Origin of the sequence: Terracoccus luteus (genome assembly GCF_003635045.1) — a bacterium.
GTDB classification, from domain to species: Bacteria; Actinomycetota; Actinomycetes; order Actinomycetales; family Dermatophilaceae; genus Terracoccus; species Terracoccus luteus.
Window position 1 is genome coordinate 2056973 of sequence record NZ_RBXT01000001.1, and the last position, 20456, is coordinate 2077428.

Annotated in this window: 17 protein-coding genes and 1 tRNA gene; 7 read left to right on the plus strand and 11 right to left on the minus strand. The window is 73.2% G+C overall.

Going from position 1 to position 20456, the window contains the following annotated elements; all coding sequences use genetic code 11:
* Positions 1-169: 169 nt before the first annotated feature.
* Positions 170-1003 carry a hypothetical protein gene (locus tag DFJ68_RS09360; protein WP_147431541.1) on the minus strand — a complete coding sequence of 278 codons (834 nt, stop codon included), beginning with the start codon at positions 1001-1003 and terminating at the stop codon, positions 170-172.
* A gap of 241 nt (positions 1004-1244) precedes the next feature.
* Between DFJ68_RS09360 and DFJ68_RS09365 the strand changes: the two genes are divergently transcribed.
* Positions 1245-2468: an acetyl-CoA C-acetyltransferase gene (locus tag DFJ68_RS09365; protein WP_121035251.1), complete on the plus strand. Its 1224-nt coding sequence runs from the start codon at positions 1245-1247 to the stop codon at positions 2466-2468.
* A 12-nt stretch (positions 2469-2480) separates the two neighbouring features.
* Here the strand turns inward: DFJ68_RS09365 and DFJ68_RS09370 are convergent, their stop codons facing one another.
* Complete coding sequence (locus tag DFJ68_RS09370) at positions 2481-2804, minus strand: hypothetical protein (RefSeq protein WP_245963561.1); 324 nt, start codon at positions 2802-2804, stop codon at positions 2481-2483.
* A 5-nt stretch (positions 2805-2809) separates the two neighbouring features.
* Complete coding sequence (locus tag DFJ68_RS09375) at positions 2810-3697, minus strand: Bax inhibitor-1/YccA family protein (RefSeq protein WP_121032641.1); 888 nt, start codon at positions 3695-3697, stop codon at positions 2810-2812.
* A 163-nt stretch (positions 3698-3860) separates the two neighbouring features.
* Between DFJ68_RS09375 and DFJ68_RS09380 the strand changes: the two genes are divergently transcribed.
* From DFJ68_RS09380 to DFJ68_RS09400, 5 genes are all read left to right on the plus strand, one after another.
* Positions 3861-3935, plus strand: a tRNA-Leu gene (locus DFJ68_RS09380).
* Between the two features lie 216 nt (positions 3936-4151).
* The gene (gene mptB, locus DFJ68_RS09385) at positions 4152-5831 is read left to right on the plus strand and encodes a polyprenol phosphomannose-dependent alpha 1,6 mannosyltransferase MptB (protein ID WP_121032643.1); all 1680 of its coding nucleotides are present in this window, start codon (positions 4152-4154) and stop codon (positions 5829-5831) included.
* 131 nt (positions 5832-5962) lie between these two features.
* Positions 5963-6652 (plus strand): hypothetical protein, encoded by a 690-nt coding sequence (locus tag DFJ68_RS09390; protein WP_121032645.1) that lies wholly within the window; start codon positions 5963-5965, stop codon positions 6650-6652.
* Positions 6649-7272, plus strand: a complete 624-nt coding sequence (locus DFJ68_RS09395) for a hypothetical protein (protein WP_147431542.1) — start codon at positions 6649-6651, stop codon at positions 7270-7272. Before DFJ68_RS09390 ends, DFJ68_RS09395 begins: the two co-directional genes overlap by 4 nt.
* Positions 7269-8000 (plus strand): hypothetical protein, encoded by a 732-nt coding sequence (locus DFJ68_RS09400; RefSeq protein ID WP_121032649.1) that lies wholly within the window; start codon positions 7269-7271, stop codon positions 7998-8000. Before DFJ68_RS09395 ends, DFJ68_RS09400 begins: the two co-directional genes overlap by 4 nt.
* Here DFJ68_RS09400 and DFJ68_RS09405 read toward each other — a convergent pair.
* The 5 genes from DFJ68_RS09405 to eno all read right to left on the minus strand — a co-directional run bounded on the left by DFJ68_RS09405 (position 7984) and on the right by eno (position 13047).
* Positions 7984-9378 carry a hypothetical protein gene (locus DFJ68_RS09405; protein ID WP_121032651.1) on the minus strand — a complete coding sequence of 465 codons (1395 nt, stop codon included), beginning with the start codon at positions 9376-9378 and terminating at the stop codon, positions 7984-7986. The genes DFJ68_RS09400 and DFJ68_RS09405 overlap by 17 nt on opposite strands.
* Before the next feature lie 93 nt (positions 9379-9471).
* Entirely contained in the window at positions 9472-10467 is a 996-nt protein-coding gene (locus DFJ68_RS09410) for a Ppx/GppA phosphatase family protein (RefSeq protein WP_121032653.1), read from the minus strand.
* Positions 10464-11051, minus strand: a complete 588-nt coding sequence (locus tag DFJ68_RS09415; RefSeq protein ID WP_121032655.1) for a DUF501 domain-containing protein — start codon at positions 11049-11051, stop codon at positions 10464-10466. Before DFJ68_RS09415 ends, DFJ68_RS09410 begins: the two co-directional genes overlap by 4 nt.
* 7 nt (positions 11052-11058) lie before the next feature.
* Positions 11059-11484 carry an FtsB family cell division protein gene (locus DFJ68_RS18695; RefSeq protein ID WP_245963562.1) on the minus strand — a complete coding sequence of 142 codons (426 nt, stop codon included), beginning with the start codon at positions 11482-11484 and terminating at the stop codon, positions 11059-11061.
* 261 nt (positions 11485-11745) lie between these two features.
* A complete protein-coding gene (eno, locus tag DFJ68_RS09425; protein ID WP_121032659.1) occupies positions 11746-13047 on the minus strand; it encodes a phosphopyruvate hydratase in 1302 nt (433 codons plus the stop codon).
* 374 nt (positions 13048-13421) lie between these two features.
* Between eno and DFJ68_RS09430 the strand changes: the two genes are divergently transcribed.
* Positions 13422-14903 carry a sugar transferase gene (locus DFJ68_RS09430; RefSeq protein WP_245963563.1) on the plus strand — a complete coding sequence of 494 codons (1482 nt, stop codon included), beginning with the start codon at positions 13422-13424 and terminating at the stop codon, positions 14901-14903.
* 117 nt (positions 14904-15020) lie between these two features.
* Here the strand turns inward: DFJ68_RS09430 and mazG are convergent, their stop codons facing one another.
* The 3 genes from mazG to mfd are packed head-to-tail and all read right to left on the minus strand — an operon-like array spanning position 15021 to position 20326.
* Positions 15021-16049, minus strand: a complete 1029-nt coding sequence (gene mazG, locus DFJ68_RS09435) for a nucleoside triphosphate pyrophosphohydrolase (RefSeq protein ID WP_121032661.1) — start codon at positions 16047-16049, stop codon at positions 15021-15023.
* A gap of 10 nt (positions 16050-16059) precedes the next feature.
* Positions 16060-16641 (minus strand): hypothetical protein, encoded by a 582-nt coding sequence (locus DFJ68_RS09440; protein WP_121032663.1) that lies wholly within the window; start codon positions 16639-16641, stop codon positions 16060-16062.
* Between the two features lie 31 nt (positions 16642-16672).
* Positions 16673-20326 (minus strand): transcription-repair coupling factor, encoded by a 3654-nt coding sequence (mfd, locus tag DFJ68_RS09445; protein ID WP_121032665.1) that lies wholly within the window; start codon positions 20324-20326, stop codon positions 16673-16675.
* Positions 20327-20456: the final 130 nt, after the last annotated feature.

Genomic DNA, 20456 nt, shown 5'->3' on the forward strand with positions numbered 1-20456 from the left:
TGTCGGTGTGCCGGTGGGCACCGCGCCCGGGGGTACCGGGCACCGGGCGGCTGGCCGCCCTCGGCGTCTTACCCTGCCACGACCGACGGCGCACCGTGGGCAGGTTCACCGGGTCGGCGGATGGTCGACCCCACCGGAGACTCGCGTCAGCCGCCGAGCGAGCCTCGCGTCAGCCGCCGAGCGTGATGACCTGCGAGGCGGGAGGTGCAGCCACGGTGAGGGGGGCGTTCCACCCGCTGAAGTCGAGCTGGGTGCCGCCGCGCTCGGTGAAGCGGACGATCTGGTTGCCGTCCTTCGAGACGTAGAGCGCCCCCTGCGCCTCGCCGTCCGGGCCGGTGACGACGAGGCAGTCGACGCCGTTGACCGTCTTCTCGGTGACGTCCGGGGCGAGGTCGTTCGCGTCGAGCCCGTCGAACGCCTTCACCGCGAGCGAGGTGAAGGAGAAGCTGCGGGCGAGCGAGGTCGCGTCACCCGGCGCCTTGACGAACTTGGACCCCGCCTTCTGCACCGAGGCGGGGGCGCCGGACGACTTCCAGAACGCGGCGTCGGCCTGCACGAAGTTGCCCGAGGGCACGATGATGATGCGCGCCTTCCCCTGCTTGGGGGACGACACGGAGATGTCGGCGGTGGAGGCGTCGACGGCGCCCGTCGACGTGATCTCGATGCGGCCCCCGTCATCGGGCACGCCGCCCTTGAAGGTCACCGTCCGGGCCGCCAGGGCGTTGGCCTTGGCCTTCTCGAGCACCTGGGCCGCGGCCGACGTGCTCGACCCGCCGCCGGCGGTCGAGCCCGACGTCGAGGTCGCGCTCGAGGGCGCGGTCGAGGGCGCGGCCGTGCTCGTCGTCGCGCCGGCCGCCGGGTCGCTCGTGCCCGCGCTCGCGCTGCCGACGGCGGGCGACGGCGCGCCCGCGGACGGCGTGGTCTCGCCGCTGCAGGCGGTGAGGGCGACGGCGACGGCGGCCGAGCCGACGGCAGCCACCACCCAGGTCGAGAAAGACGACATTGGTTCTCCACTGTGAGAAGGCGCCGACCGGTCGCGGCAGGGCGGGCGACCGGCCGCGTGTCGCGGCCGGCGTGCACCGGTTGTCGGCCCAGCCTAGGCAGCGCCCCACGCGGCGGCCGGAGCCGGCGGACGTGACCCCGTGACGCCGACCGCGTACGATCCTGCTGACTAAGCGAGCGCTTACCTGCGCTCGACGTGACCCGTGGCCGGCGACGTCGCCGACCGTCCGCAGGAGGACCTGATGCCCGAAGCCGTCATCGTCTCGACCGCCCGCTCCCCCTTCGGTCGGGCCTTCAAGGGCTCGCTCAGGGACGTGCGCCCCGACGACCTCGCCGCCACCGTCGTCCAGGCGGCCCTCGACAAGGTGCCGGCCCTCGACCCGTCGCTCGTCGAGGACGTGTACCTCGGCTGCGCGGAGCCCTCCGGCAAGCACGGGTCGAACATGGCGCGCGTCGTCGCCACCCTGCTGGGGCTCGACCGCACACCGGCGGCGACGGTCAACCGCTTCTGCGCCAGCTCGGCCCAGACCACGCGCATGGCCTTCCACGCCATCAGGGCCGGCGAGGGCGACGTCTTCGTGTCCGCCGGTGTCGAGTGCGTGTCGCAGTACACCGACTGGGCCGGGGCCGGTGGGGCCAAGGCCGATGCGCAGAACCCCCGCTTCGCGGAGGCGCAGGAGCGCACGAAGCGCACCGCCGAGAGCAACGACACCTGGACCGACCCTCGCGAGCGGGGCGAGCTGCCCGACGTCTACATCGCCATGGGCCAGACCGCCGAGAACGTCGCCACGTCGTGCGGCATCGGCCGCGACCGGCAGGACGAGTGGGGCGTCACCTCGCAGAACCGCGCTGAGGCCGCCATCGCCCGCGGCTTCTTCGACTGGGAGATCACGCCCGTCACGACCCCTGACGGGACCGTCGTCACGAAGGACGACGGGCCCCGCGCGGGCGTCACCCTCGAGGGCGTGCAGGGCCTGAACCCCGTCTTCCGCCCGGAGGGCACCGTGACGGCCGGCAACTGCTGCCCCCTCAACGACGGCGCCGCGGCGCTCGTCGTCATGAGCGACACGCGTGCCAAGGAGCTCGGGCTCGACCCGCTCGCGCGGGTCGTCTCGACCGCCGCGACAGGTCTCTCGCCCGAGGTCATGGGGCTCGGCCCCGTCGAGGCCAGCCGCCTGGCCCTGCAGCGGGCGGGCCTGACCATCGGCGACCTCGACCTCTACGAGATCAACGAGGCGTTCGCGGTGCAGGTGCTGGCCTCGGCCGACCGGCTCGGCATGGACTACGACCGACTCAACGTCAACGGCGGCGCCATCGCCATCGGCCACCCGTTCGGGGCGACCGGGGCCCGCATCACGGGCACGATCATCAACGCGCTGCGCGAGCGCGACGGGCAGTTCGGCCTCGAGACGATGTGCGTCGGTGGCGGCCAGGGCATGGCCGTCGTCTTCGAACGACTCTCCTGAGCCCTCGGGGGCTCAGCCCACGGCGTGACGGATGCCGGTCAGCAGGGCGGCCACGTCGGCATCCTCACGTCGTGGCGAGAGCGCGCACACGTCGTGGACCACGACGGTGAGCTGGTCCATGAGGACGGCCGGACCGAGGTCGGGCACGGGAGGTGCACCGTCGGGGTGGCCGCCCGCCACGGCCGCCCGGTCGGCGAGGCGCTGGACCGCCTCGCACACGGCCGGGGAACGCGAGAGCGCGTGGTCGAGCGGCAGCTGCTGCCACCGCTCGACCATGCGCCTCAGCTCGACGGCCACCCCGGGCGGGATCGGCGAGTCGCCCGAGGGGACCGTCACGGGGGTCAGTCGCGCAGGCGGGCGAACAGACGGACGAACTCGATGTAGAGCCACACGAGCGTGACGATGAGCCCGTGGGCCAGCAGCCACGAGTACTTCGACGGGGCACCGACGCGCACGGCGTTGTCGATGGAGTCGAAGTCGATGGCGAGGGAGTAGGCCGCGAGGGCCACACCGACGACCGAGAGGATGACGCCGAAGCCGCTGCTGCCGCCGAAGCCCCAGCCGTCGAGGACGCCGGTCATGAGCAGGACGACCTGGAGCAGCGAGAAGATGCCGTAGCCGACGATGGCGAAGAAGAACATGCGCCGCGTCTTGCTCGTCACCTTGACGAAGCCGGTCGCGTAGCCGGCGTACATGGCCACGAAGGTGCAGGCCGTGGCGAGGACGGCCGTCATGACGACGCCCTCGTACCTCGGGATGGAGTTGATGTACTGGCTGAACGCGCCGACGAAGGCACCCTGCAGCACGGCGTAGACCATGATGAGCGGGACCGACACCTTCTTCATGAAGGCGATGGCGAACCCGAGGGCGAGCGTGCCGAACATGCCGCCCAGCCACAGCGGCAGGGTCAGGCCGGGGCTGCCGCTCGTGAGCACCCACGACGCGGCGGCGACACCGACCGTGACGACGAAGAGCACGAGGCTCTTGACGATGACGTCGTCGAGGGTCACGCGGCCGGTGTCGACCGACCCGGCGGTGTCACGCGCGTACATCTCGTCGAGCTGCTGGGCGCTCATCGCGTCCTGCGCGGCGTAGCCGGCGCTCGCCTGCTGCATGCCCTGCTGGGCGCCCTGGCCCTGCCGGCCCTGCTGCGGCTGGCCGAAGCCGGCGTAGCGCTCCTTCTCGATCTGTTTGTTGAGCCGGTCGAAGACCGGGTTGGTACCTGCCATGAGTGAGTGCCTCCCCGACACTGGTGGCCGCGGGTGCGGCGTCTGTCACCAGACTAAGCGAACGGGGGGTCTCGGTTGGTTCCCGCACGCGCGCGCGAGGCCGCGTGTCCACCACGCCCGACCCCCGGCATCCGGCCTCGGCATACTGTCGGTGCTGCGACACGCCCCCGTGGCCCAACTGGCAGAGGCAGGCGACTTAAAATCGCCACAGGTGAGGGTTCGACCCCCTCCGGGGGTACGACAGGCGCGACCGGAGGGCGGCTCGCGCCACGCACCGACGGTGCCGGGCGGGGCATCGTACCCATCCGTCGCCGCGGTGGGCGGCGTGGGAATCGTCGTTTTCGGGCACTCCCCCGTAGAATCGGGGGGACAGAGGACCACCCGGGGCCTGATGACGTGCCGGCGGGACACTTCCGGTCGCGCCCGCGCGGACGGACGACACCGAAGGAGCCGCGTGCCGAAGCAGCAGGCCGACGCGCTCGGACGGGGTGCGGTGGCGACACCCGCCCTCCCGAGCAGCCGACTCGCCGATCTCGTGCTGCGCTGGTACGCCGTCGTCCTGCGGGTGCTGCGCGACGAGCTGCCGGCCGGTGTGGCCCAGGCCTGGGGCGACCAGCTCGTGCGCCGCGGCATGCTCGGCATGGCCCTCATCGGCGTCGGCTCGCTCACCCCGGCCTTCCTGCCCCCCGACGCCCCGATCGTGCGCACGCTGCACCTGCAGTGGCTCAGCACGGGTGCCGGCCGCTTCTCGGCCACCCTCGTGCTCGTCGCCGGCATGGCCCTGCTCGTCGACGCCTGGCTGCGCATGCGCCCCCGCGAGGGGTCGGCGCGGCTGCACCGCTACACGTGGCTGCTGTGGAGCCTGCCGGTGCTGCTCGCGCCGCCGCTCTTCAGCCGTGACGCCTACAGCTACGCCGCCCAGGGGCGCATCGTCGGGCTGGGCCTGAACCCCTACGAGGTCGGCCCGGTGTACGTCACCGGCGAGTTCCAGCAGTACCGCGACCAGGTCGACCCGATGTGGCTGTTCACGCCGGCGCCGTACGGCCCGCTCGCCCTGCAGCTGCAGCACGCCATCGTCTTCGTCACCGGCGACAACGCCTACCTCGCGGCGCTCGCCATGCGCCTGCCGGCCCTCGCGTCCGTCGCCCTGCTCGCCTTCACCCTGCCGCGCCTCGCCCGCCGCTTCGGCGTCAGCGCCGACCGCGCGCTGTGGCTCGGCGTCTTCAACCCGCTCGTCATGATGCACCTCGTCGGCGGCGCCCACGGCGACGCCATGATGATCGCGCTCGTCTCGCTCGCACTCCTGCTCGCCGCCCGCGGCCAGCTCTTCTGGGCCAGCGCTACCATCGCCCTGTCGGCCAACTTCAAGCAGACCGCCGTACTCGCGCTCATCGGGGTCGTGGGCCTGGCCATGCAGGCCGACACCGGGCCACGCTCGAAGGCGGCCAAGTTCGTCCGGGCCGGCGTCGTGCACGGCGGCGTCGCCGCGGCCACGTTCACCCTGCTCACGGCGGTGTCCGGCCTCGGGTGGGGCTGGATCCCCAACCTCGCGGTGCCGGCGTCGCTGCGCTCCCTGCTCAGCCCGCCCACCCTGCTCGGCACGGCCCTCGAGGGCCTGCTGCGCATCTCCGGCGTGCCCGACTCGTGGGTCGCGGCCGCGGTGCCGCGCGTGCAGACCCTCGGCATGCTCGTGGGCCTCGTCGTCATCGCCCTCATCGCCTGGCGGGTGGGACCCCGCCGGCCGGTGTTCGCCAGCGCGGCCGTGCTGCTCGTCCTCTGCGCCTCCGGGCCGGTCGTGCACCCGTGGTACCTCCTCTGGGGCGGCGTCCTGCTCGCGGCCTGCCGCATCGGCGAGCGCACCGTCGAGGCGATGGTGTGGGTGACGCTGTTCTTCGCGTGCTACGGCACGGTCGACGCGACGGTCTCGAACGGCACGTGGGCCCTCGGGGTCACCGCCGCCGCGTGGTTGCTCGTCAAGATGGTGCGCCGCCACCGCGAGGGTGACACCGGCGACGCCGACGGCGACGGGCCGGGCGAGAACCGAGGCCTGCTCGACGGCTTCGGCCGCCTGTCCGGCCTCGACGACCGCCGCACCCCGAGCCGGTCCCGCACCGCGCACACGATCATCTCCTGACGGTCGGCGACCGCGGTGTCGTCGGTGTCGTCGGCGTCGTCGGTCGGTGACCGCTCGTCCTGCCCGTCGGCGCCCCCGACCTTGCTCTCGCTACGATGCCGCGCGTGGTCAGGGTGAGCAGGGCGGGTCGGATGGACCCGCGCGCAGTCGGTCGGTGGGTGCTGCGCCGGCCACCGGTCGAGTGGGGCACCGCCCTCGTCGTGCTCGTGCTGCTCGCGTCCGGGCTGTTCGGCGGCCTGCGCGAGGTCGACACCGACCCCGTCCGGCCCCTCGTGCTCGGTGCGCCCGTCACCGCCGAACCGGTGCAGCTCACCGTCGAGGCCGTCTACACGGTGACGCAGTTCCCCGGCATCCCCGCCTCCGGCGACACCCCGGAGGCCTACCCCGACGACCCGAGCGGCGGGCGGTTCGTCGTCGTCGAGGGCACGGTGACGAACACGAGCGACGCGACGCTTCGCTCCGACGTGCTCTACCGGCTCATCGGCCTCGACGGCGACGAGGGTGGGGATGGCGACGGGGGCGCCGGCGGGTTCGTCTCGCGCACCCGTCCCGGCGAGCTCGTGCCGGCGGCCGACGCCCGACCCGCCCTCGCCTACACGATGCCCGAGAAGCGCGCCCTCACCTCGGCCCAGCCCGGACTCACCTACCGCGTGGCGTGGCTCTTCGACCAGTCGAGCAGCCGGCCCGCCCCCACCCGTCTACAGGTCGCCGTCAACGAGCACACCTGGCGCCAGGACACCCTCGACTTCAGCTACGGCTGGAAGGACCCCGAGCCGCGTGCCCGGGCCGAGGTGCCGGTCGGGACGGGGAGACCGTCGTGACCGGACGCAGACTGCCCAGACCGCAGCGCTCGACCCTCGGGGTGGGCGCCCTCGTCGTGGCCGGGCTCTCGGTGTCGCAGGCCCTGTCGACCGTCGTCCCCTCCCCCACCGACGGAGGCGCCGGCGAGGGCTCGCAGCGCCCCTTCGTGCGCGAGGCCACCGTCGGGCAGCCGACCTCGCTGCGTACCGGCGAGCTGCTCGTGACCGACGTCGAGGGGGCCACGACGGTGACGGCCCCCTTCGCGCAGCCGGCCACGACGCAGGGGGTCTTCGTCGTGCTGCGCTTCTCGTGGACGCCGACGCACGAGCGCTCGACCGTCACGACCGTCACCCTCACCGACGCCCGTGACCGCACCTACCGCGTCGGGCTGGTCGGCTCGGGCCGCGACGGGGTCGCCTGCCTCGGCCCGCCCCCGGGCGTCACCGCCCTGTGCACCGCCGCCGTCGAGGTGCCACGCGACGCCCTGCCCGGCGCCACCGTGCGCCTCGAGACCAACGGCTTCGACCCCGGCTGGGACGACGTCGCCGAGCTCGCCCTGCCGGTCGACGACGCTAGCGCGGCCACCCTCGGCAGCGGGCGCACCGCCGCCGTCGACTCGACCTACCGGGGGCTCACGTGAGCCAGCCGACGCCGACGTCACCGACCGCGAATGCCGGCCGCCCGGCATCCGTCGCCCCCTCGCGCACGTCGTGGTGGCGGCGCAACGCCGTGGGCCTGGCCCTGCTGCCCGTCGCGGTCGCGGCCGCGCTGGCCGGGAACGGCCAGCGGCTGCAGACCCTGTGGTGGGAGGGTGACCTGCACGCCGTGCAGCGCCCCGGTGACGACGGGATCGTGCGCTTCGTCGACGAGTACGACGACGGGCACCACCGGTGGGCCATCGAGCCCGCCGTGTCACTCGTCGGCGTCGTGCCCGCGACGACGCTCCCGGGCTACGACGGCAGCCCCCAGGAGGTGCAGCTGCCCACGGGGGCCCGCCTCTGGAGGGTGACGCTGCACGTCGACGCACCCAGCGACATGATCCTCAGCGGCTGCCGGCTCGCCCTGGCCGACGCCGACGGCACCCGGTGGGAGGCGGGCTCGAACGCGCTGCAGTCGTCGGCGATCGAGCCGGCCTCACCCTGCACCCCACCGGGGCAGGTCGGCCCGACGTGGCTGCCCGGAGCGCCGCGACCGACGACCGACGACGGCGCCGAGCGGCCGCCCGCCTACGACGTCGACAGCTACGTCGTCACCTCGGGCGACGCCGCGCCGACCGAGGTGTGGCTGTGGTGGAACCCGCCGGAGTTCGCGGCCCTGCCGCTCAGCGGTCCGGGCGGCGCGGGCGGCGAGGTCAGTAGCGGGGGCTGAGGGGGGCGACGGCCGGCTGGGGCGTCACGTCGACGGCGCCGCCGGGCAGCCGGGTGATGATGCGGTCGACCGCGGCGGCGATGAGCCCGACGAGCAGCAGCGTGTAGGCGGCGCCGCTGACGAGGGAGAGCCACGGCGCGAAGGCGAGCCCGGTCGACGGGTCGACGGGCCCACGTACGACCCGGATCAGCTCGCTGACCCCCCACTCGACCGCGCGGGCGACGCTGAAGACGATGCAGAAGAGCAGCATCGGCACGAGCCCGGCGGCCACGAGCAGCCGCACGCCCTGGGCGAAGGTGCCGAAGCGCTCGCGCAGGTCGGCGGTGGCGCCACGACCGAGCCGGCGCACAGGCGCGGGCAGGCGCGTCCGCGCGGTGTGCAGGGCGGCACGGGCGCGGGTGGGTCCGGGTCGCCCCGGCCCGGCCACCGCGAGGGGCACTGCGAGAGGCACCGACCGCAGCGACTGGCCGCGCAGGGCGGCGCTCTGGCCGTAGGCGACGGCGCCGACGGTCAGCCAGGCCACGGGCACGACGACGAGGTCGGTGCCGTCGGCGAGCAGGCCGACGACCCACTCGACGGCCGTCCGCACCGGCACCCCGACCGGGCCGAGCACGTCGACGACGGCGTGCCACCGGTCGAGCACCCAGACGGTGAAGGCCCGCGAGTCGCGCCAGCGCGCGAAGACGTCGACCAGACCGGTCGCCCAGGCGGCGACCGAGAAGATCCAGAAGATCTCGACGTAGGCGGCGAAGAGCCCCATGCCGGTGCTCCTCGACGCGAGGTCGAACCCGTTGATGAGCCGGCGCAGGGCGAAGGTCACGACGACGACGCCGATGATGACGGCGGTGCCGCCGAGGACGAAGCGGTTCGGCCCCGACGAGCCGCCGTAGAAGAAGTCCGCGTTCGACCGGAACTCGGCGAAGGCCGCGCTGTTGACGAACTGGCGCCGGTCGGCCTCGAGCAGCCCCTGGGCCGAGTACACGGTGAGGAACGGGACGAGCATGCTCGCGAGCAGGCCGAGCTGGCGGTTGGTCGCCGTCGCGAGACGCCGGCGCCGTGGTGGGCCAGGCGGGCCGTCGGCGGTGGCGGGCACCCCACCCGGGTCGCGGCCGAAGCCGGCGTGGCGAAGCGAGGGCGAGAGGGCGCGCAGCATGAAGACGATGGCGGCGAGGGTGCCGATCGGGGCGAGCGGCAGCAGCAGCTGGGCGGCGACCGGGTGCTCGTCGCTCAGCTCGACGGCCGCCCAGATGACGGCGCCCCGCACGGCGGCGCCGAGCAGGAAGAGGGTCAGCAGCACCGGCAGGTGGCGCCCGGCGAGACGCAGCCCGTCGACGACGACCGCGAAGGCGTCACCGACCCCCTGCCTCAGCCTGTCCACGGCCGGCAGTCTAGGGCCCACCGCCACGGCGGCGCCGCCGGTGTCGACCCCCTTCGACCGGTGTCGACAGGTGCCGACACCCGTGGCCGCGGGTCAGACCTGGCTCAGGGCGATGCCGTCGAGGATGTCGTGCTCGGAGGTGATGACCTCACCGATGCCGGCCCGATCGCGCAACCGGGTGACGATGCGGCTCCAGACCAGCGCACCGGCCCCGATGACGTCGACGCGGCCGGGGTGCATGTAGGGCAGGGCCGCCCGCCGCTCTCGGGTCATGGCGAGCAGGTCGGCGCAGGCCGCGAGGGTCTCGTCCACCCCTCCCCGGGCGAGGTGGATGCGCTCGGGTTCGTACGTCGGCAGCCGCAGCCGGTGGGCCGTGATCGTCGTGACGCTGCCCGCGAGGCCGACGAGCGCCCGGATGCCGTCGAAGCCGACCTCCGCGGCCGCGGCGTCGATGGCGGCGTCGACGTCGCGCGTGGCGGCCGCGATCTGGTCCGGCGTCGGCGGGTCGCTGAGGAGGTGGCGCTCGGTCATGCGCACGCACCCGACGTCGACCGACCGGGCCGCCTCGACGGCATCCGTGCCGCGGACGAACTCCGTCGAGCCACCGCCGAGGTCGACGACGAGGTAAGGGCCGGGCACCCCGCCGCCGACGAGGTCGCCCGTGGCTCCGGTGAACGAGAGGGAGGCCTCCTCGTCGCCCGACACGACCTCGGGGGTCACGTCGGCGCCCCAGTGCTCGGCGAAGGCCCGGCGCACGCCCTCGACGAACTCGCCGGCGTTGCGGGCGTCGCGGGAGGCGGAGGTGGCCACGAACCGCACCCGCTCGGCGCCGAGCTCGCGGCAGGAGGCGGCGTACTCGGCGGCGACACGCAGGGTGCGCTGCATCGACTCGGGCGCGATGACGCCCGTGCGGTCGACGCCGTGGCCGAGGCGCACGATCTCCATGCGGCGCAGCACGTCCGTGACCGCCCGTGTGCCGCGGTCGATGTCGGCCACGAGCAGGCGGATGCTGTTGGTACCGCAGTCGACCGCGCCGACGCGCACCGTCGTTCCTGAGGCGTCGTGGGTGTCGGGGGTGCTGTCGCTCATCGCTGCGCCTGCTCGTCGGAGGTGTCGTCGCGCCGGTGCTGGTCGGCGCACGAGAACGGCTGCCACCACGGCTCGAGCATCTCGAGCGCCTCGTCGCCGAGGGGGTTGACCCCCGGGCCGGCGGCGAGGGAGTGGGCCACGAGCACGTGCAGGCACTTGACCCGGGTCGGCATGCCCCCGGCCGAGACACCGTGGATCTCGGGGACGTCACCCAGCTCGGCGCGCGAGGCGAGGTAGGCCTCGTGGGCCCGCGCGTAGGCCGCCGCCAGCTGCTCGTCGTCGGCGAGACGCTCCGTCATCGTCCGCATCGTGCCGGCCGTCTCGAGGGTGCTCACGGCGCCGGTGAGGCGCGGGCACGTGGCGTAGTACGTCGTCGGGAAGGGCGTGCCGTCGGGCAGCCGCGGCTGGGTGCGCAGCACGTCGGGCTCCCCGCACGGGCAGCGGTGCGCCACGGCGGCCACGCCACGCGGCGGCCGGCCGAGCTGGCGGTGGACCGCCTCGAGGTCGGCCGGGTCGACGCCGTCGGTGCCGTCGGTGCCGTCGACGGAGAGGTCGGCGGTGCCCGCCGGGTCGGGGTCGGTCATGCCGTCGTCACTTCTTCTGCGGCAGGCCGGCGGTCGGGCGGTCGGCGATCTGGATCGACTGCCACACCTTGCCGTACCAGGGCGCCGCGTCGTTGGCCATGGGCGCGGAGACGACGGGCGCGGCCGCGGCGTCGTCGGGGCGGTCGGTCTGCGACGGGTCGATGACCGAGTAGGCGCGGTCGCCGACGCGCACGAACTTCAGCCGCTCGCGAGCCTGCACCTCGACGTACGACGGGTCCTTCCACAGGGCGGCCTGCCGTTCGAGGGCGGCGACGGTCTCACGCTGCTGCGCGATGCTGGCCCTCGTCTCGGACGTGCCGTGCTGCTGCTGGACGAGCGAGCGGATGGTCGGCACGAGCGTCACGGCGAGCATGACGACGATGCCGATGAGGATCGCCCCTCGCACCCAGGCCTGCGACGGCGGCGGCGCCACCGGAGCGGCGACCTTCGCCCGCGCGGCCGTCGGCGGCCGTGAGCGCGAGGGGGCCGGGCGGGCTCCCCGCGGGGCGCCGGACGCGGAGCGGCCGGAGCCGGCCCCGCCGCCGGCGCGACCCTGCCCGGGACGGGGTCCGGTGCGCGGACCGGTGCGGGTGGGGGCCGTGGACGGGCGTGCCGGACCGCCGGACCGGCTCGTCGAGGACGAGCTGCGGCCCGGGCGGGGGGTCGGCATGCGGTCGGCCACGGCCCGCCCCCGTCAGGCCTGCCCGCCGAAGCGGCTCGCGTCGAAGCGCGGGAAGGCGCCCGTGCCGGCGTAGACCGCGGCGTCGTCGAGCTCCTCCTCGATGCGAAGCAGCTGGTTGTACTTCGCGACGCGCTCGGAGCGGGCCGGGGCACCGGTCTTGATCTGGCCGCAGTTCGTCGCGACGGCGAGGTCGGCGATGGTGACGTCCTCGGTCTCGCCCGAGCGGTGGCTCATCATGCAGCGGTAGCCGTTGGTCTGCGCCAGGGTGACGGCGTCGAGGGTCTCGGTCAGCGTGCCGATCTGGTTGACCTTGACGAGCAGCGCGTTCGCCGTGCCCGACGCGATGCCGCGGCCGAGACGCTCGGGGTTGGTGACGAACAGGTCGTCGCCCACGATCTGCACCTTGTCGCCGAGCAGGTCGGTCATCGACTTCCAGCCGTCCCAGTCGTCCTCGTTGAGGGGGTCCTCGATCGAGACGAGCGGGTAGGCGTCGACGAGCTCGCCGTAGTAGGCGACCATCTCGTCGGCGCTCTTGCTCGCACCCTCGAAGGAGTAGGACCCGTCGTCGAAGAACTCCGAGGCGGCGACGTCGAGCGCGAGGGCGATGTCGCGGCCGGGCTCGTAGCCGGCGGCCTTGATGGCCTCGAGGATGAGGTCGAGGGCGGCGCGGTTCGACTCGAGGTTCGGCGCGAAGCCGCCCTCGTCGCCGAGGCCCGTGGCCAGGCCGCGTTCGTGCAGCACCTTCTTGAGGGCGTGGTAGACCTCGGCGCCCCAGCGCAGGGCCTCGCGGAAGCTCGGCGCGCCGATCGGCGCGATCATGAACTCCTGGATGTCGACGTTGGAGTCGGCGTGCGAGCCCCCGTTGAGGATGTTCATCATCGGCACCGGCAGCACGTGGGCGTTGGGCCCGCCGACGTAGCGGAAGAGCGGCAGCCCGGCGGACTCGGCCGCGGCGTGCGCGACGGCGAGCGAGACGCCGAGGATGGCGTTGGCGCCGAGCGTCTCCTTGTTCTTCGAGCCGTCGAGGGCGAGCATCTCGGCGTCGATGAGGCGCTGCTCGCTCGCGTCGAAGCCGACGAGTCGGGGGTTGATCTCCTCGATGACGGCGTCGACGGCCTGCTGGACGCCCTTGCCGAGGTAACGGCCCTTGTCGCCGTCACGGCGCTCGGAGGCCTCGAACGCGCCGGTGCTGGCGCCCGAGGGCACGGCCGCGCGGGCGAAGGTCCCGTCGTCGAGGCGCAGCTCGACCTCGACGGTGGGGTTGCCTCGCGAGTCAAGGATCTCGCGGGCGCCAATCTCCTCAATGCTGGCCACGTGCTCTCCTGTGCTGGACGTCGCCCGGACGAAAGCGTCCGGGTGGTGGTTCGGTGCGGTGCTGCTGGCACTTCCTGACGGCTCGACGTTGAGCGCTGGGCAGGCCGGCGGATGCCGGTCGGCCGCGCCCCGAGCCTAGCCGTCCGCGTCGACGCGCCGGGCGAGCCACCCCGGCATCCGGTCGACCTTTCCCGATCTCGGGGTGCGCGGCACTCGCCGGCACCGCAGACTGTCCGTGGGACAACCCAATACGTCCATTTTCACCCCGGAGCGAGACGGCGCTGGCATAGTGGCACGGGTGTCGCCTTGGGGGTCGGCACTGCTTGGGGAAATGACACCAACACCGCCGGGGGGTGGGACTCATGGGGCAACCCATGCGTGAGTCGAACGTGCTCACGCTCGACATCGGTTCGCGTCCGATGACGCAACCGCTGACACAGCGCTCGCGCTGGCTGCGCGCGCTGCAGGGCGGCATCGCCGTCGGCGACCTCTTCATCGTCACCGCCGCCGTCGTCATCGCCGGGATCGGGCGCAGGCAGCTGCAGCTCTTCGACACGGCCAACGACCTGACGCTCGTGGCCGACTCGGTCGGGGTCTACATCATCGCGCTCTGGATGCTGGCCAACGTCGGCGTCGGCACGTACGCCAAGACCTTCCTCGGCGTCGGCACCGTGGAGTACGCCCGCATCGGCTCGGCCGCCGGGCTCACCGCCGGCCTCGTCGGCATCGCCAGCTACCTCACGCACTTCAACCTGTCCCGCGGCTACTTCGTCATCATGTTCGCCATCGGCCTGCCGGCCCTGCTGCTGTGGCGCTACCTCGCCCGCCAGCTCGTGCACCGGGCCCACACCCGCGGCCACCTCATGACCCGCGTGCTGCTCACCGGCTCGTCGTCGCACGTCGACGACGTGGCCGCCGTGCTGCGCCGCGAGAAGTGGCTCGGCTACGACATCGTCGGCGCCGTGCTGCCCAAGGGCAGCACCGAGCTCGTCACCGGTCGCGGCATCCACGTCGTCGGGCGCACCGGCGACACGTCGGCGGCCGTGCTCAGCACCAAGGCCGACCTCGTCGTCTTCACCGAGGGCGCGTTCCCGTCGGCGGTCGACTTCCGGCGCATCGCCTGGGACCTCGAAGGTCGCCACGTGCAGATGGCCGTCGTGCCGAGCCTCAGCGACATCAGCTCGGGCCGCATGGCCATGCGCCCGGTCGGCGGGCTGCCGCTCGTGCACGTCGAGCAGCCCCAGAGCATGGGGGCCTCGCGCGGCGCCAAGCGCCTGTTCGACATCGTCGGGGCCAGCCTCATGCTGCTCGTCTCCTCCCCCGTGCTGCTCTTCGTCGCCCTCGCCATCCGGCTCGGCGACAAGGGTCCGGTGCTCTTCCGCCAGACCCGGGTCGGACGTGACGGTGAGCTGTTCGAGTGCCTGAAGTTCCGCAGCATGGTCGTCGACGCCGAGGCCCGCCTCAGCTCGATCACGCACCTCAACGAGAGCAGCGAGGGCGTGCTCTTCAAGATGCAGAGTGACCCGCGCATCACGCCCATCGGCCGGTTCATCCGCCGCTTCTCCATCGACGAGATGCCGCAGCTGCTCAACGTGCTGCGCGGCGACATGAGCCTCGTCGGCCCCCGCCCGGCCCTGCCGGCCGAGGTCCGTCGCTACGACCCCGACGTGCAGCGCCGCCTGCACGTGCGCCCCGGCCTCACCGGCCTGTGGCAGGTCTCCGGCCGCAGCGACCTCTCGTGGGACGACACGGTCCGCCTCGACCTCTACTACGTCGACAACTGGTCGATGGTGCAGGACATCGCCATCATGCTGCGCACGGTCCAGGCCGTCGTCGCCTCCCGCGGAGCGTACTGAGCCGCCCCGCGAAGACACCGCGAACACACCGGGAAAGCGCGAGATCGGCGAGTTGTAGCTCGCTGGTCTCGCGCTTTCCCGGTGTGTTCGCCGGCCGCGACCGGAGGGCGATGCGCGTCAGCGCGGGTCGGCGGCCGTGGTCAGCTCGACCAGCGTCTGCCGCAGAGCGGACTCGGCGTCGACGCCGGCCGCCCGGGCTTCGCGCACGAGGGCGAGCAGGCGCCGCCCGAGGTCGGGCTGTCCGGTACCGGACGCGAGCACGGCGTCGGTGACCTCGCCCCGGCCCGCGCGGTCGAGACGGGTGACCGCCTTCTGGGCCCGGGCCAGCGCGGGCATCGAGACTGGGATGCCGTCGAGCACGTGGGTGCGCCCGGCCTTCTCGGTGGCCTTGATGCTCTCCCAGTTCGCCTCGACGCCGGAGGCACCGTCGACCTCGACGTCGCCGAAGACGTGCGGATGCCGGCGCACGAGCTTCTCCACGAGAGTGCCGGCCACGTCGTCGACGTCGAACGGCGCCTCCGGGTGCTCCTGGGCGACCCGGGCGTGGAAGGCGACCTGCAGCAGCAGGTCCCCGAGCTCCTCCTCCATGTGCACGCGGTCACCGGACTCGATCGCCTCGATGGCCTCGTGCGCCTCCTCGAGCAGGTAGGGCACGAGGGTCTCGTGCGTCTGCTCAGCGTCCCACGGGCAGCCGCCGGGCGAGCGCAGCCGGTCCATGACGGCGACGACGTCGAGCAGCCGGGCCCCCGGGACGTCCCACGAGGCCACGAGCAGCTCGACCTCCGGTGGCTCCGGCAGGCGGGTCACCTCGACGGCCACCGCCTCGTTGAGGCCCGGGTCGCCGTCGGACGAGCCGACCCACACGACGTCGCCCGCGTCGTCGGCGGACGCCGCGGACACGAGCTCACGGGCCAGGGCCGCGGGGTCGTCGGTGCCTTGCACGTCGTCGGCGCCGTCCGCGCCCAGCGACCCGTCGGCGCCGTGCAGCGTCACGGCCAGACCGGCCTCGACCACGGCGGCGGCCTGTGGCTCACCGCGACGGGCGTGCACGGCATCCGCCCGCTCGAGCGCGGACCACGCCTCACGGCTCAGCAGGCCGGGTGCGACCCTCGGGCTGCTGACGAGCACGACGACCCGACCGGGCACGATGTGGGCGTTACTGCTGGGCGGGCGCCGGCGCGGTGGCCGTGGGGCCGCTGCCGGGCTTGATCCAGTTCGGCTGGCTCGCTCCGAGGCTGAAGTAGACCGGCCCCTCGTTGCTCGGCACGACGGTGCCGAACTTCGGGTTGACCGAGATGTCGGCGCTCTTGAGCTCGTTGCGGTACGTCGTCACCTGCTGGGCGCTGAGGGTGCCGGCCTGGATCGACGCGACGGCCTTGACGAACTCCTTCGTCGTGTCCGTGGCGTCGGGGATCGAGGCGATGGTCTGCGCGTAGACCTGGTCGGGCTGGTACGTGGTGCCGCGGGCCGAGTCGAGCAGCGGGGCGGCGATGAGCGCCGTCACGACGATGTTCTCGGAGAAGTCGAGGCGGGCCGACTTCAGCTGCTGGGCCGTCGTGGCGACGTCGTCCTCGTGGATGACGTGACCGTTGACGACGGCCGCCGCCTGCTGCCGGGTCTCGAAACCGCAGCCACCGAGCAGCGGCACGGCCACCGCGGCCGCCACGAGGACCCCCGCGGCCCGGACCCGGGCGGGGCGTCGCCGCGACGGGCGAGCTGACAGACCTGACTGAGCCATCACGACGTTCCTCCTCGAGCGGGTGCGGGTGTCATCCTACGGGGCGGCCCGCGGCCGTCGCGGCCACCCCGGAGGCGGCGGCGATGTCGTCGAGCAGCACCGCCGTGATGAGCTCGCGGGCCCACGTGAGGACCGCGACGTCACGCAGCGGCTTGCCGCCGACGCGGGCCGTCATGGGCGCCGGGACGAGGATGGTGCCGAGCGCCTCCTTGACGATCGTGCCGGGGTAGAGGCGCATGAGGCGCAGCATCTGGCTCTCACGCATGTCGCCCACGGGCCCGAAGCGCACGACCTTGCCCTGCACACCGACGTCGCCGATGCCGGCCTGGCGGGCCACGACCCGCAGCTTGGCCACCTCGAGCAGGTTGCGCACGGGCTCGGGCGGCGCGCCGTACCGGTCGCGCAGCTCGGCCTCGATCTCGTCGACGGCCTCGAACGACTCGACCGTGGCGAGCTTCTTGTACGCCTCGAGGCGCAGCCGCTCCCCCGGCACGTAGTCGTGCGGGAGGTGGGCGTCGACGGGCAGCTCGATCTTGATCTCGGTCGGCGCGTTCGTGCTCTCTCCGCGGAAGTCGGCCACCGCCTCACCGATCAACCTCACGTAGAGGTCGAACCCCACGCCGGCGATGTGGCCCGACTGCTCGCCGCCGAGGAGGTTGCCCGCCCCGCGGATCTCGAGGTCCTTCATCGCCACCGCCATGCCCGAGCCGAGGTCGGTGTGGCTGGCGATCGTGCGCAGCCGGTCGTGCGCCGTCTCGGTCATCGGCTTCTCGGGCGGGTAGAGGAAGTAGGAGTAGGCCCGCTCGCGGCCACGCCCGACGCGACCGCGCAGCTGGTGCAGCTGGCTGAGGCCGAGCATGTCGGCGCGCTCGACGATGAGGGTGTTGGCGTTGCTGATGTCGAGACCGGTCTCGACGATGGTCGTGCAGACGAGCACGTCGAACTTCTTCTCCCAGAAGTCGGCGACGACCGCCTCGAGCTTGTGCTCACCCATCTGGCCGTGGGCGGTCGCGATGCGCGCCTCGGGCACGAGCTCGCGCAGCCGCGCGGCCGCCTTGTCGATGCTGCCGACCTTGTTGTGCACGAAGAAGACCTGGCCCTCGCGCAGCAGCTCGCGGCGGACGGCAGCAGTGATCTGCTTCTCGTCGTAGGCGCCGACGAAGGTGAGGACGGGGTGGCGCTCCTCGGGCGGGGTCGCGAGCGTCGACATCTCGCGGATGCCGGTCACGGCCATCTCGAGCGTGCGCGGGATCGGCGTGGCCGACATCGAGAGCACGTCGACCGCCGTGCGCATGGTCTTGAGCAGCTCCTTGTGCTCCACGCCGAAGCGCTGCTCCTCGTCGATGACGACGAGGCCGAGGTTCTTGAAGGCCACCTCCTTCGAGAGCAGCCGGTGGGTGCCGATGACGAGGTCGATGGACCCGTCGGAGATGCCGGCCAGCACCTCCTTGACCTCCCGGTCGCTCTGGAAGCGCGAGAGGGAGGCGACCCGCACCGGGAACTGCGCGTACCGCTCGGAGAAGGTCTGCTGGTGCTGGCTCACGAGCAGGGTGGTCGGCACGAGCACGGCGACCTGCTTGCCGTCCTGGATGGCCTTGAAGGCCGCCCGCACCGCGATCTCGGTCTTGCCGTAGCCGACGTCGCCGCAGATGAGGCGGTCCATCGGCACCGGCTTCTCCATGTCGGCCTTGACCTCGTCGATGCTCGAGAGCTGGTCGGGGGTCTCGACGTAGGCGAAGGCCTCCTCCAGCTCGCGCTGCCACGGGGTGTCGGGCCCGAAGGCGTGGCCCTTGGTCGCCTGCCGCGCGCTGTAGAGGCGGATCAGGTCGGCGGCGATCTGCTTGACGTAGCGCTTGGCCCGCGACTTCGTCTTGGTCCAGTCGCTGCCGCCCATCTTGTTGAGGCTGGGCTCCTCGCCACCGACGTACTTCGTCACCTGGTCGAGCTGGTCGGTCGGCACGAAGAGCCGGTCGCCGGGCTGGCCGCGGCGGCTGGCGGCGTACTCGATGACGAGGTACTCGCGCGTCGCGCCCTGCACCGTGCGCTGCATCATCTCGACGAACCGGCCGACGCCGTGCTGCTCGTGCACGACGTGGTCGCCGGGACGCAGCTGCAGCGGGTCGACCTGGTTGCGCCGGCGCGACGGCATGCGGCGCATGTCCTTGGTCGTCGTGCCCCCACCGGGCTGCCCGGTGAGGTCGCTCTCGGCCACGACGGCGAGCTTGCGCTCCGGCAGGAGGAAGCCGTGCTCGACCGCGCCCGTGGCCACGTGCACGATGCCCGGCGGCAGGGCGGCATCCGCCACCTCCATCGTGCACGGCACCTCGTTCTCGCCGAGGATCTCCGTGACGCGACGGGCCAGCCCCGGGCCGTCGACGACGACGAGCACCGACCACCCGTCGCGCACCCACCCGTCGAGGGCCGACACGGCGGCCTCGGTGTCGCCGCGGAACGGGTCGACCGGGGTCGTGCCGAGGTCGAAGACCCGGGCGGTCAGCGCGGCCTCCTCGTCGGATGCCGGGTCGTCGGCGAAGTCGGAGAGCTCGGTGTCGCTCGCGAAGCTCGTGAAGGACCACCAGCGCACCCCCCGCTCGAGGGCGTGGGCGCGGGTGTCGGCCAGTGACCAGTACGACGCGGTGCCGAGCAGCGACTCGAGGTCGACCGGCACGTCGTTGCCGGCGGCGGCGTTGCTCCAGCTCGCGTCGAGGAACTCGGCGCTCGTCGCGACGAGGTCGTGCGCGCGGGTGCGGATGCGCTCGGGCTCGCACAGCAGGACGAGGGTGTCGGCCGGGAAGGTGTCGAGCACCGACTCCATGCCGTCGACGAGGGCGGGGGCGAGCGACTCCATGCCCTCGACCGCGATTCCCTCGGCCACCTTCTCGAGCATGTCGGCGACGCCCGGCAGCTGCGTCGAGAGGGCACGGGCGCGGGCCCGTACCGACGGGGTGAGGAGCATCTCACGGCAGGGCGGCGCCCACAGCCCGTGGTCGGCGACCTCGAGGCTGCGCTGGTCGGCCACCTTGAACCAGCGGACCTCCTCGACGGTGTCGCCCCAGAACTCGATGCGCAGGGGGTGCTGCTCGGTCGGCGGGAACACGTCGAGCAGCCCACCGCGGACGGCGAACTCACCACGGCGCTCGACGAGGTCGGTGCGGGTGTAGGCGGCGGCCGCGAGGTCGTCGACGACCTGCTCGAGCGGGTACTCCTGACCGACGCGCAACGACACGGGGACGAGGTCCCCGAGACCGCGGGCGACGGGCTGCAGCAGCGCCCGCACCGGGGCGACGACGACGGCGAGCGGGCCGTAGGCCGTGTCGTCGGGGTCCGGGTGCTGCAGCCGGCGCAGCACCGCGAGCCGACGACCGACGGTGTCGCTGCGCGGGCTCAGGCGCTCGTGGGGCAGGGTCTCCCAGCTCGGGAGGACGACGACGGAGTCGGGGTCGAGGAAGGCGGACAACGCCGCGGCGAGGTCGTCGGCCTCGCGGGTCGTCGCGGTGACGACGAGCACCGGGCGCCCCTTTGGCGGCGCGCCGTCGCGCAGCCGCTCGACGAGCGCGGCGGTGAGCGGGACGCGGGCACCGGGGGCCACCCCGACGTCGGCCACGCGCGTGTCGTCGAGGGCGGCCAGCAGGGACTGGACCCGGTCGTCGAGGCGGAGGGACGCGCAGACAGCGGTCACGGACATGCGGATGGAGTTCCTTGTCGGACGTCGTGGGGTGATCCGGGCACCGGACCGGACACGGGCCGGCGCCGAGGTGCGGCGAGGCGAGACGGAGCGAGGCAGGGCGGAGACGGGCGGTGGGCTCCGGTGGCAT

Excerpts from the sequence above, each read along its gene's own strand:
- DFJ68_RS09430 (WP_245963563.1), top strand. The coding sequence starts at position 13,422 with ATGCGTGAGTCGAACGTGCTCACGCTCGACATCGGTTCGCGTCCGATG.
- DFJ68_RS09360 (WP_147431541.1), bottom strand. The coding sequence starts at position 1,003 with ATGTCGTCTTTCTCGACCTGGGTGGTGGCTGCCGTCGGCTCGGCCGCC.
- DFJ68_RS09440 (WP_121032663.1), bottom strand. The coding sequence starts at position 16,641 with ATGGCTCAGTCAGGTCTGTCAGCTCGCCCGTCGCGGCGACGCCCCGCC.
- DFJ68_RS09410 (WP_121032653.1), bottom strand. The coding sequence starts at position 10,467 with ATGAGCGACAGCACCCCCGACACCCACGACGCCTCAGGAACGACGGTG.
- DFJ68_RS09390 (WP_121032645.1), top strand. The coding sequence starts at position 5,963 with ATGGACCCGCGCGCAGTCGGTCGGTGGGTGCTGCGCCGGCCACCGGTC.
- DFJ68_RS09365 (WP_121035251.1), top strand. The coding sequence starts at position 1,245 with ATGCCCGAAGCCGTCATCGTCTCGACCGCCCGCTCCCCCTTCGGTCGG.
- DFJ68_RS09375 (WP_121032641.1), bottom strand. The coding sequence starts at position 3,697 with ATGGCAGGTACCAACCCGGTCTTCGACCGGCTCAACAAACAGATCGAG.
- DFJ68_RS09415 (WP_121032655.1), bottom strand. The coding sequence starts at position 11,051 with ATGACCGACCCCGACCCGGCGGGCACCGCCGACCTCTCCGTCGACGGC.
- mfd (WP_121032665.1), bottom strand. The coding sequence starts at position 20,326 with ATGTCCGTGACCGCTGTCTGCGCGTCCCTCCGCCTCGACGACCGGGTC.